The sequence below is a fragment of the Spongiactinospora rosea genome, assembly GCF_003315795.1.
GTDB classification, from domain to species: Bacteria; Actinomycetota; Actinomycetes; order Streptosporangiales; family Streptosporangiaceae; genus Spongiactinospora; species Spongiactinospora rosea.
This window is the reverse complement of the sequence record NZ_QMEY01000002.1, coordinates 236,695-263,127: the sequence shown is the minus strand read 5'-3', so window position 1 is coordinate 263,127 and position 26,433 is coordinate 236,695. Positions and strand designations below refer to the sequence as shown.

The window sequence follows — 26,433 nt, the reverse complement described above, 5'->3', positions numbered from 1 at the left end:
GATGGTCGCGGACGACCAGGAGATCGCCCGCACCGGGCTGCGGATGATCCTCGACGCGCAGCCCGGCATCGAGGTCGTGGCCGAGGCGGGCGACGGGCTGCGGGCCGTCGAACTGGCCCGGCGGCTGCGGCCAGACGTGTGCCTGTTCGACATCCGCATGCCGCGCTGCGACGGCATCGAGGCGACCGCCCGGCTGGCCGGGCCCGGCGTGCCCGACCCGCTGGCCGTCGTGGTCATCACCACGTTCGACCTGGACGAGTACGTCTACGCCGCGCTGCGGGCCGGGGCCCGCGGGTTCCTGCTCAAGGACGCCGGGCCCGACCTGCTCTCCCAGGCCGTACGCGCCGCCGCGCGCGGGGACGCGCTGATCGCCCCGAGCATCACCGCCCGGCTGCTGGCGGCGTTCGCGGGCAACGGCCCCGCCGGGCCCCGCGCGCAGCCGATCGAGCCGCTGACCGAACGCGAGGAGGAGATCCTGCTGACCGTGGCCAGGGGGCGGACCAACAACGAGATCGCCGACGAGCTGCACATCTCACTGAGCACGGTGAAGAGCCACGTCGCCAGCCTGATGACCAAGCTCGGCGTCCGCAACCGGGTCGAGATCGCCATGTGGGCGTACGAGACCGACCGCGTGCCGCCGCGCTGAGCGCCTGCGGATGATCCACTCGGCCACGGCCACGTTGATCACCCAGCCCGCGCCGACCAGCAGTTCCCGGGTGAGCGCGCCGGGCGGGCCGTAGGCGGCGATCCAGGCGGCCTGGGTGAACGCCTGTGTCCCGGCGGCCGCCCCGATCGCGTACGCCCGGATCATCCAGGCGCGGTGCCGGCCGATGTCGCGGCGGCGGGCGGCGGCGAGGCCGAGTACCAGGCAGCCGGCCATGGCCGACCCGAACACCAGCCGGAACGCCACCAGCGGCCCCTCCCCGGCGGGTGGCAGCGTCAGCCACACCCCCGACAGGGCGCTCGCCAGGCCGAGCCCGACCAGGACCCGCCCGGCCGCGCGGTGCCACCCCGGCCTGTGCCGCCGGAACCGGGGCGCGAACTGGAAGGCCCCCACCAGGCCGTAGCCGGTCGCGGCCACGATGTGCACGGCGAGCGGGACGGGGATCTCCGCCCCGCCCCGGGCCCCCGCCAGGCGAGCGCCGCCCGCGATGACCGGGACGAGGACGAGCAGGACCAGCCCGGCGGCGGGCGCGTAGCCGTGAATCTTCATGCCCCGATGGTGTCCGCGCGGGCGATCGCGCTCATCACCCCAACGGCCCGATCCCGATGAGCCGATCGGCCGGTGCGGAGGTCGTACCTTCGGCGGTTACGCCCGCCCGGGTCCGGCCGCACACTCGGGCTTGTCGATCCGACAGCGTGAAGGAGATCACGATGAAGGCGTACGTCCTGAGTTCGTATGGTTCGCCGGAAGCCCTCCGGCTCACGGAGCTGCCCAAGCCCACCCCCGGCCCCGGCGAGGTACTGGTCCGGGTGCACGCCACCTCCGTCCAGCCCTGGGACTGGCACCTCATGCGCGGCGAGCCCTTCTTCTCCCGCCCGATGCCCGGCCACCTCGGGCTGTTCGGGCCGAAGATCACCATCCTCGGCGCGGACGTCGCCGGGCGGGTGGAGGCCGTCGGGCCGGGCGTGACGGAGTTCGGGCCGGGCGACGAGGTGTTCGGGATGCCGCCGCAGGGCGGCGGGTTCGCCGAGTACGTCTGCGTGCCGGAGCGGCATCTCGCGCCGAAGCCCGCGGCGGCGTCGTACGAGGAGGCGGCAGCGGTGCCGCTGGCGGCCAGTACGGCGCTGCTCGCGATACGCGAGGTGGGCCGGGTCGAGCCGGGGCGGCGGGTGCTGGTCAACGGGGCCTCCGGCGGGGTGGGGACGTACGCGGTGCAGCTCGCCAAGGCGTACGGGGCGCACGTCACCGCGGTGTGCAGCGGCCGGAACGCCGAGCTGGTGCGGTCGCTCGGCGCGGACGAGGTGATCGACTACACCAAGGAGGACTTCACCCGCGGCGGCGAACGCTACGACGTGCTGCTCTACATCGCCGGGAACCGGTCGTTCCGGGAGTGCCGCAGGGTGCTGACCGGCAAGGGGGTGTGCGTGCTGATCGGCGGCGCGGCCGGGCGCTGGCTGCAGCCGATGGGGCGGATGTTCGGGATCATGGCGGCGTCGGCGTTCGCGTCCCAGAAGGCGGCGCTGGCGGACGTGGTCCGCTACCCGGACGACCGGCGCAACCTGCTGGAACTGACCGGCCTCATGGCGGACGGCAGGGTGCGGCCGGTGATCGACCGCGTCTACCCGTTCGAGGACCTGCGGGCGGCGGTCCGGTACCAGGAGGAGGGACATGCGCCCGGGAAGGTCGTCGTCACGGTTTGACCGGACCCATGTCCACCTCGGTGTGGCTCAGCGGATAGGAGACGCAGGTGAGCACGCCGCCGTCCTCGACGGTGCCGTCGACCTCGCCGCGCAGCAGCCGGATGCGGCACTCGCCGCAACCGCCGACGGTGCAGGAGTGCGGCATCGGCACCCCCGCGGCCAGCCCCGCCTCCAGCATCGTCTGCCCGGCGGCGACCACCACGTCACCGACGCCCGCGATCGTCATCGTCTGCGCGGCCGTCCCTGGCGCGGCGGCGGGAACGCTGGTGTACCGCTCCTCGTGTACGTGGTCCGTGGGGACGCCGATGCCGGTGAGGTGGTCGCGGAGGTCGGTCGGCATGGCCGCCGGTCCGCAGATGTAGTAGTGGGCGCGCGGCGCGAAGGGCAGGTCGGCCGGGCCGATCCGGCCGGTGAGGCCCGTCCAGCCGGGGCCGGGGCGGGACAGCACATGGCGGACCGTGAGGCGGCCGGGATGCGCGTCCGCCAGCGCGGCGAGTTCGGCCGCGAAGATGATGTCGGCCTCCGTGCGGTTGCCGTAGAGCAGGGTGATCGTGGCGTCGGGCGAGGCGGCGAGCACCGTGCGGACGATGCTCATCAGCGGCGTGATGCCGCTGCCCGCGCCGACCAGCACGTACCTCGCCCCGGCCGCCGCCGGGTCGGCCACCCGGAAGTCGCCGGACGGCCCGAGGACGCGCAGCTCGGTGCCGGCGCGGGCATGGTCGTGCAGGTGGGAGGAGAACAGGCCGTCCCGTTTGACGGTCAGCGCGAGGTGGTCCGCGCCGGGGACGGAGGTGGCCGAGTACGCGCGGCGGACGGTACGCCCGCCGACCTCCGTGATGAGCGTGTAGAACTGGCCGGGCGCGAAGCCGGTGTCGGCCCCGGACAGCACCAGCGTGACCGCGCCGGGCGTCTCCTTGATCACCTCGGTCACCCGTACCGGCCGCCCGGGGCGCGGGTCGGGCCCGTCGCCGTAGCCCTCCTGCCGGAGCGCGCGGCGGTACGTCAGGTCCATCAACCACCGGATCGGCCGGGCGAACACCCCGAGCCACCGGGTCAGCCGGCGCAGGGCGGGCTTCCCGCCGCCGAGCTGCCGGGTCATCAGCGCCATCAGCTCCGACACGGTGGCCGCGTCCGCGCGTTCGGCGCGGTCCCAGACGTTCGCGGCGGCGACGGCCTCGTTGTGCCGTACTTCGGCGCGCTCGACCGTGACGACCAGGGCGGTCTGCGGGACGACGCCGCCCAGCGCCATGTCAGCGAGCAGTTCCGGATCGTCGGTGACCAGGGCGGTACCGGCCAGGTGCAGCACGTCGGTACGGCCGGGGACGAGGATCGCCGCGGAGAACCGGTCGTCGGCGAGCAGGTTGTGCGAGGTGTCGGCGCGCCGGTTGCCGCGCCGGTCCGGGATGGCCAGCGTGCGCCCGTCCAGTACGCGGACGAAGCCGGGCGTGTCGCCGCGCGGGCTCGTGTCGCCGCCGTCCCGGTCCCAGGAGGAGATGACCATGAACGGCGTGGCCGCCAGGAACCCGGCGACGCCCGCGCCGGACAGCGGCCCCTCGGCGACGGCGGGGATGGACACCGCCGGGACGATCGGGTCCCACAGCCGGGAGCGGAGGATCGCCCGCGCGCAGTGCACGTACGCTTGGCGGACGTCGACAACGATCCGGCCGGGGGCGCGCTCGGCGACCGAGCCGTTGACCCGTAACGTCTCGCCGACGCCGGGCAGCAGGAAGACGAAGGAGACCGGGCCCGACGCGTCGATGTCGCCGATCTCATCGATGTCGGCGGCGAAGCCGAACCGCGTCGGCGATTCGACCTCGGCGAAGCCGGGCTTCCCGCCGACCAGGGTCGTCCGGGGCCGCCCGGCGGCGTCGCGGTAGCCGAAGCCCGCGAGCGGCGCGCGGGCGAGCATGTACCGGGCCGCCGCGTCCAGCTCCGGCAGTTCCTTCTTCAGCACGAGCGCCGCCGGGTGACCGATGATCGCTTCGAGCCGGGCGGTGGTCGTGATCCGGTTCGTGGCCGCCGAAGGGATGGTTCGCATGGCGTTGAGACCTTTCCAGGGCAGGGCTCCAGGGCACGGGCTCCAGGGCATGGGCGAACACCGCCCGCCGCACGGCGGGCGCGGGGTGGCGGCTTTACTCCGGTGCCGTCTCCGGGAATCCGATGGGGATGGGGGGAGTGTCGAGAAGTGCCTTGAGTGCCGCGACATGTCCGGCATAGGCGCGCCGGCCCTGCGGGGTGAAGCTCACCCAGGTCTTCACCCGGCCGCGGCCGGTCGGCTTGGAGATGGAGACGTAACCGGCGTCCTGGAGTGCTTTGAGGTGCTTGCTGAGCACGGAGTCGGCCACGCCGAGGATGTCGCGCAGCATCGCGAACTCGGCGGTGGTCGAGGCGGCGAGCAGCGCGCAGATCCGCAGCCGGTTGGGCGCGTGCACGAGTTCGTCGAAGCGCTCGGTCATGCGCCCGCCCTCAGGTGGGCGCGCAGCGCGGCGGCGAACCGGCGGCCCATCACGATGATGGCGGCGTAGACCGCCGCGGCCAGGCACCACACCGGCCAGCGCAGGCCGGTCCAGCCGACGATGCCGAAGGCCGCGACGATGCAGGCGAACGTCATCGCGCCCATCGCGCCGACCCACCGCCCGGCCGGGCCCGCGTGGCCGCCGGACACCCAGAACCCGGTCAGGCGGCGGTAGGCGTCGGTGAGCACGGCGCAGCCGGCCACGAGCAGCACGATGGCCCCGATCCTGACGGGGGTGCCGCCGAGCCCGATCGCGACGACGCAACCGGCGAGCAGCAGCCCGAGGCCCGTGTGGTACCACCACGGGATGATCAGCCGGTCGGCGAGGGCCGCGCGGGCCTCAGCGATGACGGCCAGGCCGTCGGCAACGTTGCTTTCCATGGCGGAAAGTCAACCACTTTCCGATGTGGAAAGTCAACGCCGTTCGCCGGTGGTGTGGCGGGCCAGGCGTTCGGTGTGGGCGGAGCGGGCGGCCGGGCGGTCCGCGGGGGTGGTCTCGCAGGCCAGGCCGTTGAGCGTGGCGCGGACCACCCGCTCGGTCTGGGCATCGACCGCCACCGGGTCGTCGATGCGTACCAGGCCGTCGGCGAGCAATATGGCCAGCCCGTGGATCGCCGCCCACAGCACGAACTCCGCGCCGGGGCGGGTGAAGGCGGGCAGGCCCCCGGCCCCGGTGAGCCGGTCGAGTTCGGCCGTGAGCACGTCGTGCGGGTGGGGGGTGATGGCGGAGTCGGGGCCGGTCGCGCCGCCGCGCAGGACCAGCCTGGCCATCGCAGGGTCGCCGAGCGCCCAGGTCACGTAGCCGCGGCCGAGGGCGATCAGGCGTCGCTGCGGGTCGTCCGCCTGGCCCGCCTGCTCGCACTCCTCGCCGAGCCGCTCGCCGAGCCAGCCGAGCGTGCGTTCGGACAGGGCGCGGACCAGCGCGTCGCGGGAGGCGAAGTGGTGGTAGGCCGCGCTGGGGCTGACGCCGACCCGCGCCGACGCCTCCCGCAGGGACCAGTCGTCGGCTCCGCGCTCGCGTACGAGTGCTTCGGCGGCGTCCAGCAGCGCGCTGCGCAGGTCGCCGTGGTGGTATCGCCCCTTTGCCATCGGACCATCTTAACGCCGCTCAGATGTCTGCTAGGCTCGTCATCATCTAAGCAGCGTTCAGATTGGAGGTGCGGAGGTCATGTGCCCTGCCGCCGCCCAGCCCGACATCAGCACGAGCCCGCCGCCGATCGTGCGGGGGGAGCCCGTCAAGGTGTCCGAGGGGGTGTACGTCATCCCCGACCGCCGGGTCGAACTCGTTCCCAACGTCGGCATCGTCGTGGGCCGGCACTCCGCGCTGGTCATCGACACCGGCCTCGGTCCGCGCAACGGCGCGTACGTCCTGGAGCAGGCCCGCCGCCTGGCCGGTGACCGGCACCTGTACCTCACCGTCACGCACTTCCACCCAGAGCACGGGTTCGGGGCGCAGGTGTTCAAGGGGGCCGCGACGATCGTCTACAACGCCGCCCAGCGCGGGGAGCTGCACCGCAAGGGCGCGGGCTACCTGGACATGTTCAAGGGGCTGAGCCCCGCCGCCGCGACCGAACTGCACTATGCCGAGCTCGTCGATCCCGATGTGGTCTACGAGGGCGCGGCCGAGATCGACCTGGGCGGGCGCACGGCGGTGCTGCGTTCGGTCGGGCCCGCGCACACGGCGTCCGACCAGGTGATCCTGATCGACGGCCAGGTGCTGTTCGGCGGCGACCTGTTCGAGACGCGGATCTTCCCGATCATGCCGTACTTCCCGCCGCACGACACGGACGTGGACGGCGGGCGCTGGATCGGCGTGCTGGAAGAGCTGATCGCCCTCGACGCCGAGATCGTCGTGCCCGGCCACGGCGAGGTGGCCGGTACCTCGCTGATCCGCGACGTCCGCGACTACCTGATCTACATGCGCGCGGAGGTCGAGCGGCTGCGCTCGGCGGGCGCGTCCGCCGACGAGACCGTGGCGGCGATCGACACCGCCGCCCGCACCCGCTGGCCCACCTGGGAACGCCCGGAGTGGATCGCCCTCGGCGCCCGCGCCTTCTACGAGGGCGGCGCACGGTGACAGCGGAGGGGCGGCGGGAGCGCGGCATCGCCGCCTATGCCAGGATCTTCGATATGCCCGAGCGGGAGGTGCTCGCCGCGTTCGCCGAGCGCGTCGGCCCGGTGTTCACCGAGGAGGCGCTGCACGCCGCCGGCGGCGCGGCCTGGTCGCACCCCGCCCTCACCGGGCGCGACCGCAGCGTGGCCATCATCACCGCGCTGGTCGCCCAGGGCGTTTCCGGCGACCGGCTGCGCACCCACCTGCGGCTGGCCCGCGAGCACGGGCTCGGCGACGACGCGCTGGCCGCCCTGATGACGCTGCTGGCGGGCTACATCGGATACCCCAGGGCCTCCCAGGCCATGGAGATCGTCCACGCCCTATCGGAACAGGAGCACACATGAGCAGCCCCGACCCGGTGATCGCCGCGATGCGCGCCGAGCACGACCGCCTGGCCGTACTGGTGCGCACGTTCGACGACGCGGCCCTGGCCGGGCCGTCCGGCGCGGCCGAATGGGACATCTCGCAGGTGCTGAGCCACCTGGGCAGCGGCGCCGAGATCGGCCGGGCCATCCTCCTGGCCGCCCTCGGCGAGGGGACGCGGCCCGAGCGGGAGGAGGTGGAGGGCATCTGGCAGACCTGGAACGACATGACCCGCAGGCGGCGCGCCGACGGGTTCCTCCAGGCGGGCGAGGCCCTGGTCGCGCTGTATGAGTCGCTGGACGCGCCGACCCGCGAGAGCCTGCGCATCGAGATGGGCTTCCTGCCCGCCCCGGTGGAGGTACAGGTCGCGGCCCGGCTGCGCCTGAGCGAGCTGGCCCTGCACGCCTGGGACGTACGCGCGGGCCTCGACCCGCACCCGACGCTGCCCCCGGCCACCGCCGCTGAGCTCCTGCACGGCGAACCCGACATGATCGGCTGGATCGGCAGACCGGCCGAGGGGGTACGCGCGGTGATCAAGGTCACCACGACCGAGCCCGCGTCGGTCTTCGCCCTGCGCCTGCTGGACCGGATCAGCGTGGACTTCGACGTCCCGGACGAGCCCGACGGCACCCTCACCCTCCCCGCCGAAGCCTGGCTCCGCCTGGTGGCGGGCCGCCTCGGGCCGTCGCACATCCCCGCCGACGTCGTCGCGACCGGCGTCGCCGACCTCGGCCTGCTTCGCAAGGTCTTCCCCGGCTACTGATACCTGATGTTGTCGAGGACGACGACGGGCGCCTCCTCCAGCCCCAGTACCTCGCTGATACGGCCCCCGACGACGAAATCCCGGACCTCCGCGCGGGTCCGGCCGTCGGCGGCGTAGCGGAGCGTTTCACCGCCCCGGAAATGCCAGGTCGTCATCCACAGCCGCGCCCACAGGTATACGTGCGCCACGGGCGGGGCCGCTGACTGCGGCAACATCCGCGCGGAACCGACATCACGGGCTCCCGGCGCGGCTCGCGCCGGACAGCGCGAGGCGGCGTCTGCCGAAGGGCGTCCGGCCCCACGGTTTGTAGATCGACAGAACCGCGCAGGTCACGTACATCGTGGTGGACACGAAACCCGCGCCGACCTGGCCCACGCCGTCCCGGGGGATGGCGGCGAACGTCCCGGGCGGCGTGCTCGCCACCGCCTCGGCCGCCGCGTGCAGGCCCGGCAGCAGCGAGGCCGGGATGAGGACGACGGCGATCAGCGTCAGCGCGAACTTCGCGATCACCCAGTAGTGCCGCAGCAGTCCCCAGGTGGTCATCAGGGACAGCAGCACGCCGGTGATGAAGGCGGTCAGGCTCAGCGGGATGAGGTACAGGTCGCCGAGCAGGCCGAGCACGCGGTAGACGGCGTGCTGCACCTCGGGGTCCGCGGTCGTCATGCCGGTGATCGCGAGGGCGGGCACGCCCAGGTTCAGCCCGAGCCAGCCGACCGACGACACGACGTGCAGCAACAGGACGAACCTGCGTACCTGCGGGGCCGCGTACCACGCCTTACGGCGGACGGCCTGGCCGCCGATGGAGCCGGTCGTCACTTCTTCCGAACGCATGCGCCCATGCTCGCGCCGCCCGCCCGGGTCCACATCCGCCCGGCGATGACGGCCGCACTACACCCCTGGGCGCACCTGGCGGCCGTGTCAGCACGGCGACGGTCCGGTGTCAGCGCGGTCGGCGAGGGTGGATCCCATGAACCCGACGCTCACGTCCTCCGGCACGACGGGGCTTGCGTCAGCACTATTCAGTGTTACTATCTACCAGTAGTTAGCGTTACCGAGTAGCTGGAGACTTGCATGACCACGGAGCAGAACGAGCCCAGGCGGGGGTACCGGCACTACCTGGAAATGGTCACCGGCTCGCTCGAACAGAAGAAGCGCTACAAGCAGTACAAGGCGCGGGTGCAACGACTCCCCGCAGGCCATGGCGAGGCGGTCGAAGCGCTCCAGCGCTACATGTCGCACTTCGGCCCGGGTGATTCGGAAAGCCTGGTGGTGATGCTCGAAGACCTCGTCGACCTCTTCGAGCAGAGCGCGGCGGACGGGACCTCGATCCGCGAAATCGTCGGGGAGAACCCGGTGGAGTTCGCCGAGGAGTTCCTGCGCAACTACCCGGACGGCCAGTGGATCGGCCGGGAACGGGAGCGGCTGACCAAGGCCCTCGACGACGCCGCGCGCGACGAGACCTGACCGGTGAGAACGAGAGAACGGACGATCCAGATGAGCGGCGATCGGGCCCAGGGGCCGGCCATTCAGGTGAAGGGCCTGAAGAAGTCGTACAAGACGCTACAGGTGTTGCGCGGAGTGGACTTCGAGGTCGCGCCGGGCGGCATCTTCGCCCTGCTCGGCTCCAACGGGGCGGGCAAGACCACGGCGGTGCGGATCATGTCCACGCTGCTCAAGGCCGACGCGGGGACCGTCCGTGTGAACGGCTTCGACGTCGCCACCGAGGCCGCGAAGGTGCGCGGGTCGATCAGCCTGACCGGGCAGTTCGCGGCCGTCGACGAGATCCTCACCGGCCGGGAGAACCTGGTGCTGGTCGCCAGACTGCGGCGGCTCAAGGACCCGGGCCGGGTCGCGGACGACCTGCTGGCCCGCTTCTCGCTGACCGACGCGGCCGACCGCAAGGTCTCGACGTACTCCGGCGGCATGCGCCGCCGCATCGACATCGCGATGAGCCTCATCGGCGACCCGCCGGTGATCTTCCTCGACGAGCCGACGACCGGGCTCGACCCCCAGGCGCGCATCGAGGTGTGGGAGACCGTCAAAGAACTCGCCGGCCGGGGCACGACGGTGCTGCTCACCACGCAGTATCTGGACGAGGCCGAACAACTCGCCGACCGGATCGCGATCCTGCACGAGGGCCGGATCATCGTGAACGGCACCCTCGACGAACTCCGGCAGATGCTGCCGCCCGCCAAGGTCGAGTACATCGAGAAGCAGCCGACCCTCGAAGAGATATTCCTCGCGCTCGTCGGCCCCAGCGCCGGCACGGAAAAGCCGGAACCGGCCACCAAAAGGTAAGGAACGACGATGACGAGCCATTTCTTCGGTGACACGAGCGCCCTGCTCGGACGATCCCTGCGGCACATCACGCGCAGCATGGACACCATCATCACCACCACGGTCATGCCGATCGCCATGATGCTGATGTTCGTCTACGTCTTCGGCGGCGCGATCAGGACGAGTTCCGATTCGTACGTCAATTACATGCTGCCCGGCATTCTGCTGATCACGGTCGCCTCGGGCATCGCCTACACCGCGTTCCGGCTGTTCACGGACATGAAGAGCGGCATCTTCGAACGCTTCCAGTCGATGCCGATCGCGCGGTCGTCCGTCCTGTGGGCGCACGTGCTGACCTCGCTTGTCGCCAACCTGATCTCGCTGGTGGTCGTCGTGCTCGTCGCCCTGCTCATGGGCTTCCGCTCCAGCGCGGGACTGGCGGCGTGGCTCGCGGTCGGCGGCATCATGATCCTGTTCACCCTCGCGCTGACCTGGATCGCCGTGATCCCCGGCCTGACCGCGAAGTCCGTGGACGGCGCGAGCGCGTTCTCCTACCCGCTCATCTTCCTGCCGTTCCTCAGCTCGGCGTTCGTGCCGACCACCACCATGCCCGGCCCGGTGCGCGCCTTCGCCGAGCACCAGCCGGTGACCTCCATCGTCAACGCCATCCGCGCGCTGTTCACCGAGCAGCCGGTCGGCACGAGCATCTGGACCGCCCTCGCCTGGTGCGTCGGCATCCTCGTCGTCGCGTACTTCTTCGCCATGAACACCTACCGCCGCAAGATCTCCTGACCCGGAGGATTGAGATGACCGTCGAACACACCTTCGCCGCGATGCCGGCCGAGCGTCAGCCCGGCTGCCCCTTCGACCCGCCCAAGGAGTTCATCGAGGCCCGCGAGCAGAGCCCGATCAGCCGCTTCACCTTCGCCGACGGCCACGAGGGCTTTCTGGTCACCGGTTATGACCTGGTTCGTGCGGTGCTGGCCGACACCCGGTTCAGCTCCCGCAGGGAGCTGATGGTCCACCACCCGACCGTCGACTACGGCGGCATGGAGGTCCCTCCGGCCCCGCCCGGTGAGTTCCTGATGATGGACGGGGCCCGGCACAGCCGCTACCGCAAGCCGCTGGTGGGCAAGTTCACCGTACGGCGGATGCGGCTGCTGACCGAACGCGTCGAGCAGGTCACCGCCGAGCGGCTGGACGCCATGGAGAAGGCCGGCCCGCCGACGGACCTGGTGGCCGCGTTCGCCAAGCCCATCCCCGGCATCATGATCTGTGAGCTGCTGGGCGTGCCGGAGGAGGACCGCGACTACTTCCAGGAGCGGGTCGACAAGTTCCACAGCGGCGAGACCAGCGACGAGGAGCTGATGGCGGCCTACACCGCCACCACGGACTACCTGGCCGAACTCGTGGTCGCCAAGCGCGCCAACCCGACCGACGACGTGCTCAGCGAACTCACCGACAGCGACCTGGACGACGAGGAGCTGAAGGGCATCGCGCTGATCCTGATGGCGGCCGGGCTGGACACCACCGCCAACATGATCGGGCTGGGCACCTTCGCGCTGCTGCGGCACCCGGAGCAACTGGCCGCGCTGCGCGCCGACCCGTCGATCGCCGACCAGGCGGTGGAGGAGCTGCTGCGGTACCTGAGCGTCGCCAAGCAGTTCCAGCGGGTCGCGCTGGAGGACATCGAGCTGGGCGGGCACATCGTCCCGGCCGGTACGACGGTCGTCTTCTCCATCAGCACCGCCAACCGCGACCCCGAGCGCTTCCCCGAGCCGCACCGGCTGGACCTGCGGCGGCAGAACGGCGGCCACCTGGCCTTCAGCCACGGCGTCCACCAGTGCCTGGGCCAGCAACTGGCCCGCGTGGAGATGCGGGCGGCGTTCCCCGCGCTGGTCACCCGGTTCCCCACGTTGCGCCTGGCGGTACCCGCCGAGGAGGTCCCGCTGCGTCCGGAGCTCGCGGACATCTACGGGGTCAAGAGCCTCCCGGTCACCTGGGACGTGTGATCATCGGACGCCGTTTCCCGCGCTGGCCTGGGGGCAGGTGACGCTGATGAACAGTGCGGCTGGGGTGACGGTGACCCTCTGCGAGGACGGTCCGCTGCTGGTGCGGGGTGCGTTCTCGGTGGTCACTCAGGACGGGGCGGTCATCGAACCGGGGCGGGCGACCGTGGCGCTGTGCCGCTGCGGGGCCTCCGCCACCAAGCCGTTCTGCGACGGCTCGCACAAGGCGATCGGGTTTCGCGCCGCGGGGGAGCCGGACCCGCAGAGCTGAGCCCGCCGCCGCAGCGTCCGGCCGGAATGCGCGGCGACCAGCAGGCGGCGGCCCGCGTACCGGACCCCGCCCCGCAGCGCCGCCGCCACGGCCGGCCAGACGCAGACGGCTCGCTCCAGCACCCACACGGGGGCGAACAGCGACGCCGTCCAGGGGAAGACCCGGCGGCCCCCGGCGCGGCGGCGGCCGGTCTCGGCCAGTGCGACGGTCACCATCGCACCCGCGGCCAGCGGCGCGTACCGCCGCCTGCGCACCAGCGCGGCCACCGCCGGAAGCACGGCCAGGAACGTCACCAGCCTGAGGGGCTGCGCGAGGTCGTCGTACGCCTGCCGCACGCGTTGCCCCCAAAACCGCGCCGCCTCCGGGGGCAGGCGGCGCACGTAGAGGCCGAGCGGGCGGGCTTCGGTGCCGCCGTGGGCGCGTACGGTACGGATCAGCTCAAGATTCTCGAACAGTACGTCGCCGTCATAGCCCCCCATCTTCTCGAAGAAGGCGCGGCGGATGCCGAACGTGCCCGGGTAGTCCGCGCCGAGGCTCCGGTTGAGCAGGGTGCGGGAGGTGTCCCACAGGGCGTGCCAGGGCGTCGGGGCGAAGTGGTTCTGGGGCCGGACGAGGTCGGCGCGGCCCAGCAGCGCGGTCACGGCGGCCAGCGCGGCCCGGTCGTAGCGTACGTCGTCGTCGGCGATCACCACGCGTTCGGCCCTGGCCAGCCGCAGCCCGGTCGTCACCCCGGCCACCTTGCCGTTGGCGTGGCCGAGCGCGGGGTCGGGGCGTACGTGGGTCACCAGGCCGCGCCAGCGGCGAGCGTGCCGGGCGTACAACGCGGGCGGGCTGCCGTCCACCACGATCACCCGGGCGTGCCGGGTGAGAAAGCGCAGGTAGCCGGTCAGCTCGTCCAGACCGGCGTCGTCCTCCCAGCGCAGCGGGAGCACGTAGTCCGGTTCACCCGGCATGGCGGTTCCTTTCGGGCGAGCCGCCATCGAGCGAGCTGATGCCGCGCCGCCAGCACTCCAGCACATGCTCGGCCCAGCGGCGGTCGACGGCCAGCGCGCAGGCCGCGCCGTACAGGATGTCGCCGCCCAGCGACGGCTCCTGGGCGGCGAGGCCCGCGCACAGGTCGTGCGCGGCGACCTGCTCGTGCACCGCGTCGGCCTGTACGTGCTCGTCGTAGAAGCGGGCGGTGGCCGCGTCGCCGCCGAGCCGCCGCAGGGCCAGCGCGTAACGGCGGTTGGGCAGCGAGGAGGTCATCTCCAGCGCCGCCAGGTGCCCGGCCAGCGCGCCGCGCAGCCGCCGGTGCAACCCGAACAGCGACATGACGTTCGAGACGGCCAGCGTGATCCCGGGAACCAGCGGCAGGTAGGCCCCGTAGGAGTCGTCCAGGCCGAGGCCGGTCATGGTGGTGCGGAACAGCGTGGCGTGCATGCGCTCGGGCCGTCCGCCGCCGTACTCGTCGGCCTGGATCTCGACCAGCGCCGCCTTCGGGCCGTCGTGCAGGCGCGGTATCGCCCAGGTGTGCGGGTCGGCCTCTTTCAGGTGGTAGATCGAGCGGTGGACGACGAACTCGCGGAACCGCCCGAGGTCGCCCTCGTCCTGGAGGCAGGCCGCCAGGGACGGGCCGCTCGCCGTGTCCTTGGCGACCAGTTCGGTCAGCGCGCGCCGCACCTGGTCCGGCGGCACGGCCGGTGGCCGCGGCACGGCGGCGGCGAGCCCGGCCCGCATGGCACGTTCCAGCTCGTGGCGGGCGGCCAGCAGCGACGGCTGCCACTCCCAGCGGTCGTCCACGTCGTCGAACCCGCGATAGTGCAGCTCGTAGCAGGCGAAGAGGGCGAGCTGAAGATCGTCGTCGTCCAGCGCCGAGGCCCCCGCCGACGTGACCGGCGGCGGGTCCACCTCGCCCGGCGGGCCGGTGAGGCGGGCGAACAATCCGGCCGTGATCGGGCCGCGGGCGGCGGGAAGGCGCATCACCGGCACCGTATGTTCCGCGCGCCGCCATGGACGTTCGATGTCCGCACGTGCCCTCCAGATGTCCCCCGCGTTCGTGGCCCTCGACTGCCCTGGTCACCCCCCTCCAAACCGCACCCGATCATGGACGCTCGGCTAGGACCGGGCCCGGCGGCGTGTGCCCGCTTTCGGGGCCGGGTCCTGGCCGGAGGTCTCCGGGCGTTCGACGCGGACGGGGTCGCCGCGGACCAGTTCGTCGTGGATGTGCCTGCGGGCGGAGGTGACGGCCCGCTCGGCCAGCTCGTCGCCGTGCTCGATGCGCTCGCGCAGCAGCCGCATCGCGATGCGGCGGTTGAGGCTGAACTGGCGCTCGGTGTCGACCACCACGACGATGCCCGTGGGCCGGTGGGTGGCCCGTACCGCCGTCTCGGCCTTGTTGCGGTGCTGGCCGCCGGGGCCGCCGGTGCGGCAGGCGACGACATCGACGTCCCGCTCCGCGAACGCCGTGCGCTCGACGTCCACCTGACACGGCCGGGCGATGACGTACCAGTTCTTCCGGCTGGTGGCCCGGTACGGGCTGGGGGCCTGCCAGCAGAGCGTGCCGGTCCAGGAGGCGGCGAACGCCTCGGCGTCGTCGCCCTCGATCCGGACGAGGACGGAAAGGTAGGTGCCGGGCCGGTCACCGGGCACGGTCTCGGCCCGATGGGCCTGTAGCCGCCGCCGGGCGGCGTCGGTCTCCAGGCGGCGCACCAGCCGGGCCACGGCCCACGCGCACTCCTGCGGGCCGCGCCCGGCCGACACGAGCAGGTGGACGCTCACGGCCGGCCCCCCTTGCGGCGGCGCTCCCGGTGATCCTTCCCGTGGGCCGGGCCGAGGTCGGGCGTCTTGTAGGTGACCAGCGGGATCGTGGTGGCCACCGGCGTGGCCAGGTCGTACGCGACGAGGTCGGCGATCACCTGCTCGATGCGCTTGTACGCCGATGGCGCCTCCTCGAACAGCAACTGCCGGTCGCCGCACACCACCAGCGACCCCATCGGGGTTCGGCGCAGCTCCTCCACCGTGTGCTTGGCCCGGCCCCGGCGCAGCGCGTCCGCGCGGGACATCTTGCGGCCCGCGCCGTGCGCCACGGAATGACCGGCCTCCGGCCCCGCGTGCGCGGCCACGAGGTAGGAAGGGGTGCCCCGGGTGCCCGCGATGAGCACGTCACGGCCGTCGCCGGGAGCCGCGCCCTTGCGGTGCAGGTAGCTCCCATCGTCGCGGACCTCGACCAGGTTGTGGCACTGGTCGACGATCGGCTCGGTGGGCCGCGCGCCCAGCGCGTGGGCGACGCGGGCGGCCAGCAGCCGCCGGTTGAGCGATCCCCAGCGTACGGCGTCGTCGTGCATCGCCAGGTAGGCGGCGGGATCGGCGGCCGGGCCCGCGCCGTGGGCCTCGGTGTGCGCCCGCAGAATGCGCTCGCCGAGCCCCCGGGAGCCGCTGTGGACGACGAGGACCAGGTCACCGGCGGCGAGGCCGAGCCGGTCGGCGTGCTCCGGCGCGAACACCGACCCGATCCGCGCCAGCTCGACGAAGTGGTTGCCCCGGCCGACCGTGCCCAGGCCCTCGACGTGACCGGCGGGGATGTCGCCTTCCAGCACGGCCCAGGCGGGGTCGTCGGCGTCGTGCTCGGGGTGCAGCGCGCGGTCGAGGTCGGGGAACCGGGCGGCGAGCTTCTCAGGTACGGCCCGCTTGAGCTGGATGGGGAACACGGCGATGCCGCAGCCGATGTCGGAGCCCACCAGGAACGGATACAGGACGCTCGACGTCATGGCGGCGCCGATCGGGGCGCCCTTACCGGGGTGCAGGTCCGGCATGGCGGCGACGTGCGTCATGCCGTCGAGGGCGGCCACCTGGTGGCACTGCGCGACGGCGTCGGACTCGATCCAGCTCGTGGGCGAGGCGAACACGGTGACGGTGGCCGACTGCAGGGAGGACTGCTCAGACAAGGATGCTCTCTTCGCTGAAGCGGGGCATGGGCGGGCGGCATCACGGCACGAACCGGTGCCGTGGCATCGTCGAGTGCGGGGTGCTGTCCGTCAGAGCCTCATGAGCACCACACTGGCCGAGCCCCGGCGGCACGGGCAACTGATTTTCAGACCCGTGGCGGAGCCGGTAAGGCGGCGACGGCGCAGCCGGAGCGCGGCCAGGCGCAGCGTGCCGGGCGGACTCATCGGCCGGCCGGCCGGCGCAACGCCTCGCCCCCTCCCCTCAGGTGCTTCCGGCGTTGTCCTCCAGCAGCTCGCTGAGCAGTTCGTGCTGCCCGGACAGCTTGTCGGCGAGCAGCTCGCGGGCCGCTCTCGCCGTTGATGGGTCTTAAAGCCCGATATGGTGCATTCTTTTTGACGCGCGCCAGCGTGACCGGGCTGGATGGCAGGCGACCTGTCAATCTCAAAGGCGCGAGCGGTCGAATTCCACTTTCGCATGGTTAGCTCCAGGGAGTTGACGGTGCCAAGCCCCGCAGGCGACGATTGGCCTGTACTGGCAAAGTACGGCAAAAGCCCAGGAAGGCCGAGTAGGTGAAGATAAGATTCCTTGGCAAGACGACAACGGGCGACCAGTCGCCCACCCTCTATGACACCGACCAGGACATGTACCTGGTCCAGGGATGGATAGTCTCTGATCAAGCGGTGCTGGATCAGCTCGATCTCCCTGCCCACGAGACGGCTGTCCTCGTCCCGAAGAAGCTCATGTCGTACCTACCGAAGGCGGCCCAGAACCCCGATGGAGAGCCAACGCCTCACTCGTGACCAGTTCCGCGGGCTGTTCCCCGGCCGGCAGCGCGCATTCCACCTCGAACTGCGAGATGAGTACGGAGTGGCTGACGAGATCGGGCCGTTCCAGAGCTGGCTCAAGGGAGAGCCGGATGACCATCGCTGGCACGATTCGTGGCTGCGATTCGTGCGGGCCGCCGTAGGGCGAGGAACCAGTATCCAGCGCGCCCGGGTAGTGACGGAACCCTGGAGCGACTACGTTCGATGGGCGATGACCATCGATCCCCTCAACCTCGAAGCGGGAGAGGAGATCGGCTACCTGCCCCGGCAGACAGTTGCCGATATCTCACTACCGGACGAGGACTACTGGCTGATCGACGATGACACGCTCGTCCTCAGTCTGTTCGAGCCTGACGGATCGTCAGGCGGACTCGTTCTCGTCCGTGACGAGGCATTGATCAACCAGTGTGTGCAAGTTCGTGACCTTACGTGGCCGCGCGCGGTGCCGTACGTGCAGTACGTCGCCGCATAGCCCCTGCCGCAGTCGTGTCCACACCTGCCCGTCAGGCGATAGAAGCGCTGGGAGAGCGCCTCAAACAGATCCGCATAGGCGCTGGCCTGACGGGCGTAGGGCTGGCGGAGCTTGCCGGATGGCATAGCTCCAAGGTGAGCCGATTCGAGTACGGGCGGCGTACCCCCACAGAAGACGATCTCCGGATCTGGTGTCGCTGCTGTGACGCAACCGATGAGCTACCTGATCTCTTGGCGGCGGTGCAGTCCATTGAGACCATGTACGTCGAGTGGCGTCGCAGCCTCAAAGCCGGTACGCGGAAACGCCAGCGTGAACGCGTGGCGATGGAGGCGGAAACTCGCCACTTCCGTATGTTCGAGACCTTCTACATCCCCGGGCTGTTCCAAACTCCCGACTATGCAGCCTCAGTGATGACCAGCGTCGTGGAACTGCACCACCTGCCTGACGATGTCGAACAAGGCATCAAAGCTCGTATGGAGCGCCGCCACCTCCTTTTCACAAGAGGCCACCGATTCCATGCTGTGATCTGTGAGGTAGCCCTGACTGCCGGAGTAGTGCCCGCCACCGTTCACGTGCGGCAGCTCGACCAGCTACTCGGGGACGTGACTCTGCCGAACGTGCGGTTCGGCATCATCCCCACCACTGCAACGCACCACAGCCTGCCTCTGACCGGTTTCTGGATCTTAGATCGCAGAGTGGTGCAGATCGAGACGTTGGCGGCGAGCTTGGCCCTCACCCAGTCGCACGAGATCACGCTGTATGAGAGGGCCTTCGACGGCTTGGCGGCATCGGCCGTTTACGGCAAGGCGGCTCGCGATCTCATCAGCGATGCACGAGCCGGTCTCGGCTAGTGCTGGCAAAGTGCGGCAAACTCCTTGGGTAGAGGAAGTTCCGGGCTCTAGCGTCGGAGCATGGCCCACGGCGCTCCCCATTCCGTCTTCACCTCGCACGAAGCGAGTATCGCCTGTGACCACGACGCCTCCCTCGGCGGCAAGGACGACTTCAACGTTGGCCGCACCAAAGGGGATGCCGTCGTGGAGCGAGCCCCGGAAGTCCTCGGGATGACTGTTTGATGGACGCCTTCATGCTCCCGTACGCGGCGGTTCGTCCGGCGTCTCCAGCACCTCCGTCTCCTCGGGAGACCGCCGGCAGCCTCAAGAAGGCGCTCGCCGCGCACGGCATCAGCGCCGACCTCATCGAGGACATGGACAGGGTTCAGCTTTCGCTCTGTCACGGCCTCATCGCGGTCGTCCAGGACGACGGGATCTGGTGGCACAGCCCGCGCCATCTGCCTCCGGGCATCCCATTGTGCGTCCACCGCGGCACTGTTCAGGGGGCCGCCGAAGCACTGGCCATCGACTACCTGCTGCTGAACCCGCCTCGGCCTGTGGAGGAGCCCCATGAAGCACCTTCTGCCTGACCGTTCTGCGCTCGAATGTACGGTGCGCCCGCTGCTCGCGGTCTGGGAGACCGAGGGCGATGAGCGCGGCGCGGGTGGGGCGAGTGACTCGGAGTTGGCGGCCGAAACCAGCATGTTCGACGCCCTCGAAACCTTCCCGGCAGGTCGTGGCCGGGTACGCTACGCGCACCGCCGCTGGATCACGGACGGCGACCAGCAGGCGCGGGAACGGATCACCGTGCTCAACCTGCGGCACAGCTTGTCCACCGCACTGCTCACCACGCTCACCACACCACCACCGCCGAACAGCAGCGTAATGAACGTCAACGGCCTGCTCGCCCGCCACCTGCCGGACACGATCGGCTGGACCCGCACCCCCGCCTTCACGTGCCTTCTGGAGCACCCATGATCCGCGATTGCCTGGTGATCGCCGTCGAAGGAACCCACGCCTCCGGCAAGACCACCCTCGTCCACGCCCTGACCAGCACGTTACGCGAACACGGCATCAACGCCGCCTGCACCGGCGAGCCCGCCCGCTCCTCCCCGTTCATCGAGGACATCGTCATCCATGGTCGCGGTGGCTTCGACCTTGCCGCCGAAGTCGATCTGTTCGGTGCCCAGCTCACCACCCAGCTCCGCGCGGCACGTCACCACACTGTCCTGATCACCGACAAAACGTTGTTCAACGTCGTCGCCTATGCCCGGCTGCTGCTCCCGGCCGCTGACCGCCCCGCCGTGGAGGCGATGACGACCTTGTGCATGGCGCTGGCCGGATGGTACGACTCGGTCCTGTACTGCTCCGACATCTTCGACCCCCGGCAGCCCGGCGACGATTTTCGCGTCAAGGTGGCCGACCGGCAGCGCGATGTGGATCAAGCGCTATGCGATCTGTTGCGGCTGGCCGGGTCGCCGTTGACCGAGATCCCCGCCGCATTGAGCACGAGCGATCGAGTGCAATGGATACTTACCCGACTGGCTGAAGACGGGCTGCTCACCGCGCTATCGTGACCGCCGGGACAGGTGGCATGAGTGACTGGGAGAAGACCGCGTGGGCCGGTATCGCACGATCGTGGACGTCATGATGATCCTGGCCCGTGATGGTCACATCCTGCTCGCCCAGCGGCGGGGCACCGGGTACGCGGACGGCTGGTGGAACCTGCCGTCCGGGCACCTGGAGGAGGGTGAGACCATCGACCAGGCCGCGATCCGCGAAGCCCGTGAAGAGGTCGGTATCGACGTCCGCCCGGACGACCTGCGGTTCGTGCACGTGTGCCACTACCGCAACCCCGAAGGCGAAGGCCGCGTCGGCGTCTTCTTCGAGGCCGGATCATGGGATGGCGAACCCCGCAACGCTGAACCGCATAAGTGTGCCCGAATCACCTGGTTCCCCGCCGACCGGCTACCGGCGAGCACGTTCCCGTACACCGTCGCGGGAGTTCAGGCGTACATCAAGGGAGCCTCCTATGCCGCTGTCGGCTGGCCCGATCAGTGAGCGCTGCCTGTGGCGTGAGCCGATGTAGCCCCTGCCACAGGCAGCCCAGGGCGCGGCTAGCGCGCCTCAATCGTCAGACCACTCGCGCGAACGGCCTCCTTGAAGCCATTGCCGGGCGTCCACATGGGAACCCAATATGCGGGCTTCGGCAGCGGCTCGCCGGTGCCCGGCTTGCGCCGCACCGTCGCCTTGCGGTGGGTCAGCTTCCAAGCGCCGAAGCCCACGAAGGTCACCCGCCCCTGCCTGCGACGGTGTTACGGCGGGAGGGATCAGACGGCGAGGCGGCGGGGGTAGCCGGTGCTGGAACGGCGGGGTACCACGGCGCATGGGAGATGCCGGGCACTAGGCTGTTACTGAGGACGGTGGGCGGCGAGAGGCGGCGTGCCGTACCAGGCGGAGCCGGGGCCTGGGAAAAGCAGGCCGAGCGCTAGCGAGGTCCACTTCCCGCCGGAGGCGGGCCCCTGGCGCGGTAGCGCCTCATTCCGTGTACCAGGACACCCCGACCCCGGCCAGTAGGGCGACCTCCTCACGGCGCAGGCCCGGGGTCCGCCGCCTGCCCCCGGCAGCGAGGCCGACGTCGGCGGGCGTGAGCCCGGCCCGGCGGGCGCGCAGGAAGTCGCGGAGCTGTTCGCGGCGTCGCTGCTGCACCGTGGAGGATTCGCTGGTCATGGCAGATGGAACAACGACGCCCAGCGGACACTTCCGTGGGTGGAATCAGGCTTTGACGGCCAGCCCGCCGTACATCGAGACCATCTTGTCGTCCACGGGGGCGGCCTTGTCGTCAGGCCGCCAGCGGTGGACCGGCACCACGCCCGGCTCGACCAGCTCGAACCCGTCGAAAAGCCCCTCGATCTGCGCCCTGGTGCGGGCCTTGGACATGATGCCGCGGCGGTTGTACTGGGCGACGGCCTCGCTCACCAGCTTGCCGGGCGCGCTGTCCAGCGCGATGGTGGACAGGGTCAGGAAGCTGCCCGCGGGCAGCGGCTCCATCAGGCGCGCGATGATCGAGCGCACCTCGTCGTCGTCGTGGATGAAGTGGACCACGGCGATCAGGCACAACGCGACCGGGCGGCTGAAGTCGAAGGTCTCGCGGACCTCGGGGGAGCCGATGATGGCGGCCGGGTCGTTGAGGTCGGCCTGGATGTAGCGGGTCCGGCCCTCCGGCGTGCTGGTGAGCAGCGCGCGGGCGTGGACGAGGACGAGCGGGTCGTTGTCCACGTAGATGATGCGCGCGGCCGGGTCGGCCTGCTGGGCCACCTCGTGCAGGTTGGGCGAGGTGGGCAGGCCGGTGCCGATGTCGATGAACTGGTCGACGCCGCGCACGGTCGCCAGGTGGCGGATCACCCGGGTCATGAAGTCGCGGTTGGCGCGGACCGAGGTCGGCATGTACGGCGCGATCTTGATGACGTCCTCGGCCGCCGTGCGGTCGGCCTCGAAGTTGTCCTTGCCGCCCAGGAAGTAGTCATAGACGCGTGCCGAATGCGGCACGTTCGTCCGGAGATTGACTCCCACCTGCCTGTCGCCGGCCAACCTCGCACCTCCGCGTCGATCTACCGCCATTATGGCCTACGGCAGCGGGATTCAGGTACGGGATTCAAGCATCGGGATCTCGCGATTTCATCCTCCCGGTGGCCGTCCGGCGTGGGCCCGTCCCAGGCCCGGACTCCCCGGCCGTTACGCCGCCCCGTCAGGCCGTCACGTCCGGTGACCGCGCGACGCGAAAACGAATTCGTGAATTACCGCGGCGGGCCCCCGAATGGGCCCCCCTAAAAGTCGAATCGGGGATTGCCGGTCAACTCATCATGATGTCAATATGACCGAGCCGCCCAGCGGCGACAGGGGATCTTTCGGGGGGTGTGTTGGCCCGAGTGAAGGAACACCGTAGCCGAGCAGTCGTCCCGGCCGTGCCCAGGCCACGAATCACGCGAGGGCTGTTCCTCCCTACCGGTAAACGGCGCTGACGCGGAGTGCCCGGAAAACCACGCCGGTTTCGCCGTTCACGACGGCCCGGCGTACACCATGGCCGCCGCCGAGAGTATTGCGCGCCCGTCAAGTCACCTGGGAAACGGCATGTGTCCCTGACGCGGCCGAAACCACCTGCACTTCCTCAAAACAACGCAGGCAACAAGCGGATTGTCTGGAGGCGTAATGCGCCGCACCCCCCGCGGTCTCCTGATCGTGGCCATGTCGCTGCTGGCCGGTCCCCTCACGGTGGTCGGCGTCCCACCCGCCGCCCCGCCCGCGCGGGCGGCGACGGTACGGCCCCCGGCCCAGACGGAACAGCAGGCCCTCGCGCGGGCGCGTGACGACGAGCGGCCGGTCGAGGTGCTGTCCCAGCGGACCGAGACCCGTCAGGTGTTCGCCAACCCGGACGGGTCGTTCACCTCCGAGACGTCCGCGCTGCCCGAGCGGGTACGGCGCGGCGGCGGCTGGGCCGACGTCGATCCGCGGCTGGTGTTCGCCGCGGACGGCAGCGTGCGGACCGTGGCCACCCCGCTGGACCTGACGTTCTCCGGCGGCGGGACGGCCCCGCTGGCCACGATCGGCGACCGCGGCCGTTCGGTCGCGATGACCTGGCCGCGCAGCCTGCCCAAGCCGGTCCTCGCGGGGGACACCGCGACGTACGCCGAGGTGCTGCCGGGCGTGGACCTGAAGGTGACCGCGTCGGTGCTCGGCTTCTCCGAGGTACTGGTGGTCAAGTCCAGAAAGGCCGCCGCCGACCCGGCGCTGCGCGAACTGGGCTTCGGCCTGCGCGCGACCGGCGTGCGCATACGCGAGACGGCGACCGGCGGCCTGAGCGCGGCCACCGAGTCGGGGACCGAGGTGTTCCACGCGCCCGCGCCCCGCATGTGGGACTCCACCAAAACGCAGAACACCACACTGACAGCACCGGCGGCCCAGGCCAAGCAGGCCGTCATGGGCGTGAAACTGACCCGCGACCGCCTGGTGATCAAACCGGACGAGAGCCTGCTGACCTCCCCCGGCACGACGTACCCCGTCTACATTGACCCCCAGTGGTCCGGGTCGAAGCTCGCCTGGACGTACGTGGACAAGGCGTACCCCTCCCAGGAGTACTGGAACTCCAGCCACATGCCCGAAGCGGGCAACTACGGCAGCGGCCTCAAACGCTCCTACTTCCGGATGGACTCCGACAACGTCAACGGCAAGCACATCCTGAAGGCGACCTTCCGCATCACCCAGGTCAAGTCGTGGGGCTGCACCTCGGACCCGCAGGCCGTGCAGCTCTGGCTCACCGGCGGCATCTCCAAGTCCACCAACTGGAGCCGTCAGCCCTCCTGGAGCCAGCACCAGGGCAGCGTCGCCTCCGACGCCGGTTACAGCTCCTCCTGCCCGGACAAGGGCATCGAGTTCAACGCGACCCCCGCGATCGTCCAGGCCGCCAAGAACGGCTGGCCGAACACCACCTTCGGGCTGAAGGACAGCAACGACACCAGCAGCGGCGTGTGGGGCTGGAAGGGCTTCAGCTCCGCGCCCAAGCTGGTGATCGACTACAACACCCCGCCCGCGGCCCCGTCCGGCATCGGCACGTACCCGGCCACCCCGTGTGTCGTCGGGGACGCCAGGCCCACGGTCAACGCGGGCGACGCCGCCGGCCCGCTCCAGCTCAAGGCCAAGATCTACGACCCGGACAAGGCCAACGACGGCGTGCGGGCCGAGTTCGTCCTGCACCACTACAACACCGCCACCGGTGTCTGGGACGACATCACCTCGACCATGCCGGGCGGCGGCAAGACCGCCTACAAGTACACCACCGCGGCCACCGACCACTCGGTCCAGCTGGCCGGGCTGCTCACCGGGCACAGCTACTCCTACAAGGTCAAGGCGTACGACGGCACCGACTCCAGCGCGTGGAGCAAATGGTGCGAGTTCACCGTGGACACGATCGACCCCGCCGGCCTGCCCAAGGTGACCTCGGCGGACTACCCGGCCGACACCCCGGACGCCTGGCAGGGCAGCGTGGGCTGGGCGGGCGCGTTCACGCTGGCCGCCGCCGAGGGGGAGACCGACGTGGCGGCGTTCCGCTGGGCGCTGGACGACCCGGCGCTGGCCACCGCCGCCACCCAGGTGGCGATCCCGGCCGGGCAGACCTCCGTCGACATCCGCCTCGCGCCGCGCCACGACTGGCTGAACGCCCTGTACGTCTTCCCGGTGGACCGGGCGGGCAACGTCGGCAAGGTCCCGGCCGTGTACGGCTTCTACGTCAGTGCCGGGTTCGGCCCGGAAGGGCACTGGAAGCTGGACGAGACCTCGGGCACCACGGCGGCCGACTCGGGCGCGACGACGCACCCGGCGACGATCACCGGCGGCGCGAGCTGGGCCGGCGCCCGCGTGGCCGGTGGCCTGCGCCTGAACGGCACCACGGGCTACGCCGCCACGGACGGCCCGGTGGTGCGCACCGACCAGAGCATGAGCGTCTCGGCCTGGGCGCTGCTGAACGACAAGAGCAAGAACTACACCGTGGCCAGCCAGGACGCCGTCCGCGGCGCGGGCTTCCAGCTCTACTACGCCTCCCACTCCAAGCGCTGGGTCTTCAACAAGTTCGACGCCGACGTCGATGACAAGACCATCGTCTACGCGATCGGCACCAGCGAGGCGATGACCGGCATCTGGACCCACCTGACCGGCGTGTACGACGCGCCGCGCAAGCAACTGCGCCTGTACGTCAACGGCATCCTGGAGGCCACCGGGCACTACCCGTACACGCCCTTCGACGCGACCGGCCCGCTGCAGATCGGGCGGGTGCGGTGGCACGGCACCTACATCGAGAACTTCGCGGGCGACATCGACGACGTGAAGGTCTGGAAGCGGGAGCTTTCGGACGACCCGCGTACCGTCAACGACCCCGCGCTCGGCAACGAGATCGCCGCCATGGCCAAGCAGCCGCCCATCCAGCGCGGCGTGTGGCCGTTCGAGGAGGGCACCGGCACCACCGCCGCCAACCCCATCGACAGCCGCTGGCCCGCGACACTGAACGGCGGCGCGGCCTGGTCCGACGACGGTTTCGACGGCGGCGGCGTGCTCAGCCTCAACGGGACCACCGCCTACGCGGCCACCCCGTCGGCCCCGCTGCGCACCGACCACAGCTTCGCGGTGACGGCCTGGGTGCGGCTGGCCGGTGACGACACCTGCACTCTGCCCGGCCGGACGATGACCGTCCTCGCCCAGGACGGGGCCACCTACAGCTCCTTCTACCTCGGCCATCGCATCTTCGGCGAGAACGGCGTGCGGGTGCCGCGCTGGTCGTTCTCGACGTCGCCGGCCGCCACCGTGGGCGCGCTCACGCACGCCTCCTCGGCCGAGCCGGTGGACTGCTCGGCGCTCAACACCTGGACGCACCTGGCCGGGGTGTACGACGAGCAGGCCGAACAGATCCGCCTGTACGTCAACGGCCAGCTCAACGACCAGCGGACCGTCACCGGCGGCTGGGCGGCCGGGGCGATGCAGATCGGCCGGGCCAGGTACAACAGCGCCGCCGTGGACTACTTCGGCGGCGAGATCGACGACGTCCGCGCCTACACGGGCACGCTGACCGACCGCCAGGTCCTCAACATCGCGATGAACCTCCCGATCGACTCATAGACCTCCGGGTCTGCGACGTACGTACACGTTCGACCGACTCCCG

The 26,433-nt window shown here is 70.9% G+C and carries 31 protein-coding genes and 2 pseudogenes; 19 read left to right on the top strand and 14 right to left on the bottom strand.

Annotation, left to right across the window (positions count from 1 at the left end):
- Position 1: 1 nt before the first annotated feature.
- Positions 2-646, top strand: a complete 645-nt coding sequence (locus DP939_RS06605) for a response regulator (protein WP_113980086.1) — start codon at positions 2-4, stop codon at positions 644-646.
- Here the strand turns inward: DP939_RS06605 and DP939_RS06600 are convergent.
- Positions 533-1,213, bottom strand: coding sequence for a DUF2306 domain-containing protein (locus tag DP939_RS06600; protein ID WP_113979701.1), 681 nt, complete (start codon positions 1,211-1,213; stop codon positions 533-535). The genes DP939_RS06605 and DP939_RS06600 overlap by 114 nt on opposite strands.
- Positions 1,214-1,374: 161 nt before the next feature.
- On the opposite strand from DP939_RS06600, the gene DP939_RS06595 reads away from it, so the two are divergent.
- Entirely contained in the window at positions 1,375-2,364 is a 990-nt protein-coding gene (locus DP939_RS06595) for an NAD(P)-dependent alcohol dehydrogenase (protein WP_113979700.1), read from the top strand.
- Here the strand turns inward: DP939_RS06595 and DP939_RS06590 are convergent.
- From DP939_RS06590 to DP939_RS06575, 4 genes are all read right to left on the bottom strand, one after another.
- Positions 2,354-4,402, bottom strand: a complete 2,049-nt coding sequence (locus tag DP939_RS06590) for a pyridoxamine 5'-phosphate oxidase family protein (protein WP_113979699.1) — start codon at positions 4,400-4,402, stop codon at positions 2,354-2,356. The two genes, DP939_RS06595 and DP939_RS06590, sit on opposite strands and share 11 nt — an antisense overlap.
- A 94-nt stretch (positions 4,403-4,496) precedes the next feature.
- Positions 4,497-4,820, bottom strand: a complete 324-nt coding sequence (locus DP939_RS06585) for a transcriptional regulator (protein ID WP_113979698.1) — start codon at positions 4,818-4,820, stop codon at positions 4,497-4,499.
- On the bottom strand, positions 4,817-5,260 hold the full coding sequence (locus DP939_RS06580) for a hypothetical protein (RefSeq protein WP_113979697.1): 444 nt from the start codon (positions 5,258-5,260) through the stop codon (positions 4,817-4,819). Before DP939_RS06580 ends, DP939_RS06585 begins: the two co-directional genes overlap by 4 nt.
- Before the next feature lie 33 nt (positions 5,261-5,293).
- The gene (locus DP939_RS06575; RefSeq protein ID WP_113979696.1) at positions 5,294-5,968 is read right to left on the bottom strand and encodes a TetR/AcrR family transcriptional regulator; all 675 of its coding nucleotides are present in this window, start codon (positions 5,966-5,968) and stop codon (positions 5,294-5,296) included.
- Positions 5,969-6,047: 79 nt separating this feature from the next.
- On the opposite strand from DP939_RS06575, the gene DP939_RS06570 reads away from it, so the two are divergent.
- Genes DP939_RS06570 through DP939_RS06560 form a run of 3 tightly spaced genes read left to right on the top strand, consistent with a single transcriptional unit; the run spans position 6,048 to position 8,118 of the window.
- Positions 6,048-6,956 (top strand): MBL fold metallo-hydrolase, encoded by a 909-nt coding sequence (locus DP939_RS06570; RefSeq protein ID WP_113979695.1) that lies wholly within the window; start codon positions 6,048-6,050, stop codon positions 6,954-6,956.
- Entirely contained in the window at positions 6,953-7,336 is a 384-nt protein-coding gene (locus tag DP939_RS06565; protein ID WP_113979694.1) for a carboxymuconolactone decarboxylase family protein, read from the top strand. Before DP939_RS06570 ends, DP939_RS06565 begins: the two co-directional genes overlap by 4 nt.
- Positions 7,333-8,118, top strand: a complete 786-nt coding sequence (locus DP939_RS06560; protein ID WP_113979693.1) for a maleylpyruvate isomerase family mycothiol-dependent enzyme — start codon at positions 7,333-7,335, stop codon at positions 8,116-8,118. The genes DP939_RS06565 and DP939_RS06560 overlap by 4 nt, the downstream gene beginning before the upstream one ends.
- On the opposite strand, the gene DP939_RS06555 is transcribed toward DP939_RS06560, so the two are convergent.
- Complete coding sequence (locus DP939_RS06555; protein WP_147267899.1) at positions 8,112-8,306, bottom strand: hypothetical protein; 195 nt, start codon at positions 8,304-8,306, stop codon at positions 8,112-8,114. The two genes, DP939_RS06560 and DP939_RS06555, sit on opposite strands and share 7 nt — an antisense overlap.
- 43 nt (positions 8,307-8,349) lie before the next feature.
- A complete protein-coding gene (locus tag DP939_RS06550; RefSeq protein ID WP_113979691.1) occupies positions 8,350-8,949 on the bottom strand; it encodes a DUF2269 family protein in 600 nt (199 codons plus the stop codon).
- Positions 8,950-9,189: 240 nt separating this feature from the next.
- Between DP939_RS06550 and DP939_RS06545 the strand changes: the two genes are divergently transcribed.
- The 5 genes and pseudogenes from DP939_RS06545 to DP939_RS47625 form a co-directional block, all read left to right on the top strand.
- The gene (locus DP939_RS06545) at positions 9,190-9,582 is read left to right on the top strand and encodes a DUF1048 domain-containing protein (RefSeq protein ID WP_113979690.1); all 393 of its coding nucleotides are present in this window, start codon (positions 9,190-9,192) and stop codon (positions 9,580-9,582) included.
- Between the two features lie 30 nt (positions 9,583-9,612).
- Positions 9,613-10,416, top strand: coding sequence for an ABC transporter ATP-binding protein (locus DP939_RS06540; protein ID WP_113979689.1), 804 nt, complete (start codon positions 9,613-9,615; stop codon positions 10,414-10,416).
- Positions 10,417-10,425: 9 nt separating this feature from the next.
- Positions 10,426-11,187: an ABC transporter permease gene (locus DP939_RS06535; RefSeq protein ID WP_113979688.1), complete on the top strand. Its 762-nt coding sequence runs from the start codon at positions 10,426-10,428 to the stop codon at positions 11,185-11,187.
- A 14-nt stretch (positions 11,188-11,201) separates the two neighbouring features.
- A complete protein-coding gene (locus tag DP939_RS06530) occupies positions 11,202-12,407 on the top strand; it encodes a cytochrome P450 (RefSeq protein WP_113979687.1) in 1,206 nt (401 codons plus the stop codon).
- A gap of 46 nt (positions 12,408-12,453) precedes the next feature.
- Positions 12,454-12,570: pseudogene (locus DP939_RS47625) on the top strand (hypothetical protein); the annotation flags it as partial.
- Here the strand turns inward: DP939_RS47625 and DP939_RS47620 are convergent.
- From DP939_RS47620 to DP939_RS06505, 4 genes are all read right to left on the bottom strand, one after another.
- The gene (locus DP939_RS47620; protein ID WP_225878082.1) at positions 12,534-13,628 is read right to left on the bottom strand and encodes a glycosyltransferase; all 1,095 of its coding nucleotides are present in this window, start codon (positions 13,626-13,628) and stop codon (positions 12,534-12,536) included. The pseudogene DP939_RS47625 and the gene DP939_RS47620 sit on opposite strands and share 37 nt — an antisense overlap.
- A complete protein-coding gene (locus DP939_RS06515; protein ID WP_113979686.1) occupies positions 13,618-14,637 on the bottom strand; it encodes an iron-containing redox enzyme family protein in 1,020 nt (339 codons plus the stop codon). The genes DP939_RS47620 and DP939_RS06515 overlap by 11 nt, the downstream gene beginning before the upstream one ends.
- A 135-nt stretch (positions 14,638-14,772) precedes the next feature.
- Positions 14,773-15,435, bottom strand: coding sequence for a peptide chain release factor H (gene prfH, locus DP939_RS06510; protein ID WP_113979685.1), 663 nt, complete (start codon positions 15,433-15,435; stop codon positions 14,773-14,775).
- Entirely contained in the window at positions 15,432-16,601 is a 1,170-nt protein-coding gene (locus DP939_RS06505; RefSeq protein ID WP_113979684.1) for an RNA ligase RtcB family protein, read from the bottom strand. Before DP939_RS06505 ends, prfH begins: the two co-directional genes overlap by 4 nt.
- Positions 16,602-17,171: 570 nt before the next feature.
- Here DP939_RS06505 and DP939_RS06500 point away from each other — a divergent pair.
- Genes DP939_RS06500 through DP939_RS06470 form a run of 8 tightly spaced genes read left to right on the top strand, consistent with a single transcriptional unit; the run spans position 17,172 to position 20,789 of the window.
- A complete protein-coding gene (locus DP939_RS06500) occupies positions 17,172-17,402 on the top strand; it encodes a hypothetical protein (protein ID WP_113979683.1) in 231 nt (76 codons plus the stop codon).
- Positions 17,377-17,898, top strand: a complete 522-nt coding sequence (locus DP939_RS06495; RefSeq protein WP_113979682.1) for a DUF6879 family protein — start codon at positions 17,377-17,379, stop codon at positions 17,896-17,898. Before DP939_RS06500 ends, DP939_RS06495 begins: the two co-directional genes overlap by 26 nt.
- A complete protein-coding gene (locus tag DP939_RS06490; RefSeq protein ID WP_113979681.1) occupies positions 17,856-18,749 on the top strand; it encodes a helix-turn-helix domain-containing protein in 894 nt (297 codons plus the stop codon). Before DP939_RS06495 ends, DP939_RS06490 begins: the two co-directional genes overlap by 43 nt.
- A 60-nt stretch (positions 18,750-18,809) precedes the next feature.
- Positions 18,810-18,971: a hypothetical protein gene (locus DP939_RS46050; RefSeq protein ID WP_158578485.1), complete on the top strand. Its 162-nt coding sequence runs from the start codon at positions 18,810-18,812 to the stop codon at positions 18,969-18,971.
- Positions 18,971-19,318: a hypothetical protein gene (locus DP939_RS06485; protein WP_113979680.1), complete on the top strand. Its 348-nt coding sequence runs from the start codon at positions 18,971-18,973 to the stop codon at positions 19,316-19,318. Before DP939_RS46050 ends, DP939_RS06485 begins: the two co-directional genes overlap by 1 nt.
- A complete protein-coding gene (locus DP939_RS06480; protein WP_147267897.1) occupies positions 19,299-19,706 on the top strand; it encodes a hypothetical protein in 408 nt (135 codons plus the stop codon). The genes DP939_RS06485 and DP939_RS06480 overlap by 20 nt, the downstream gene beginning before the upstream one ends.
- Positions 19,707-19,720: 14 nt before the next feature.
- Positions 19,721-20,305 (top strand): AAA family ATPase, encoded by a 585-nt coding sequence (locus DP939_RS06475; protein WP_199564990.1) that lies wholly within the window; start codon positions 19,721-19,723, stop codon positions 20,303-20,305.
- A gap of 40 nt (positions 20,306-20,345) precedes the next feature.
- Positions 20,346-20,789 carry an NUDIX hydrolase gene (locus tag DP939_RS06470; RefSeq protein WP_113979677.1) on the top strand — a complete coding sequence of 148 codons (444 nt, stop codon included), beginning with the start codon at positions 20,346-20,348 and terminating at the stop codon, positions 20,787-20,789.
- Positions 20,790-20,845: 56 nt separating this feature from the next.
- On the opposite strand, the gene DP939_RS06465 is transcribed toward DP939_RS06470, so the two are convergent.
- From DP939_RS06465 to DP939_RS06455, 3 genes and pseudogenes are all read right to left on the bottom strand, one after another.
- Complete coding sequence (locus DP939_RS06465) at positions 20,846-21,022, bottom strand: HU family DNA-binding protein (protein ID WP_113979676.1); 177 nt, start codon at positions 21,020-21,022, stop codon at positions 20,846-20,848.
- Between the two features lie 250 nt (positions 21,023-21,272).
- Positions 21,273-21,458: pseudogene (locus DP939_RS06460) on the bottom strand (transcriptional regulator); the annotation flags it as partial.
- 45 nt (positions 21,459-21,503) lie between these two features.
- Complete coding sequence (locus tag DP939_RS06455; protein WP_113979675.1) at positions 21,504-22,349, bottom strand: SAM-dependent methyltransferase; 846 nt, start codon at positions 22,347-22,349, stop codon at positions 21,504-21,506.
- Positions 22,350-22,937: 588 nt separating this feature from the next.
- Here DP939_RS06455 and DP939_RS06450 point away from each other — a divergent pair.
- A complete protein-coding gene (locus tag DP939_RS06450; protein ID WP_113979674.1) occupies positions 22,938-26,390 on the top strand; it encodes a LamG-like jellyroll fold domain-containing protein in 3,453 nt (1,150 codons plus the stop codon).
- Positions 26,391-26,433 lie beyond the last annotated feature (43 nt).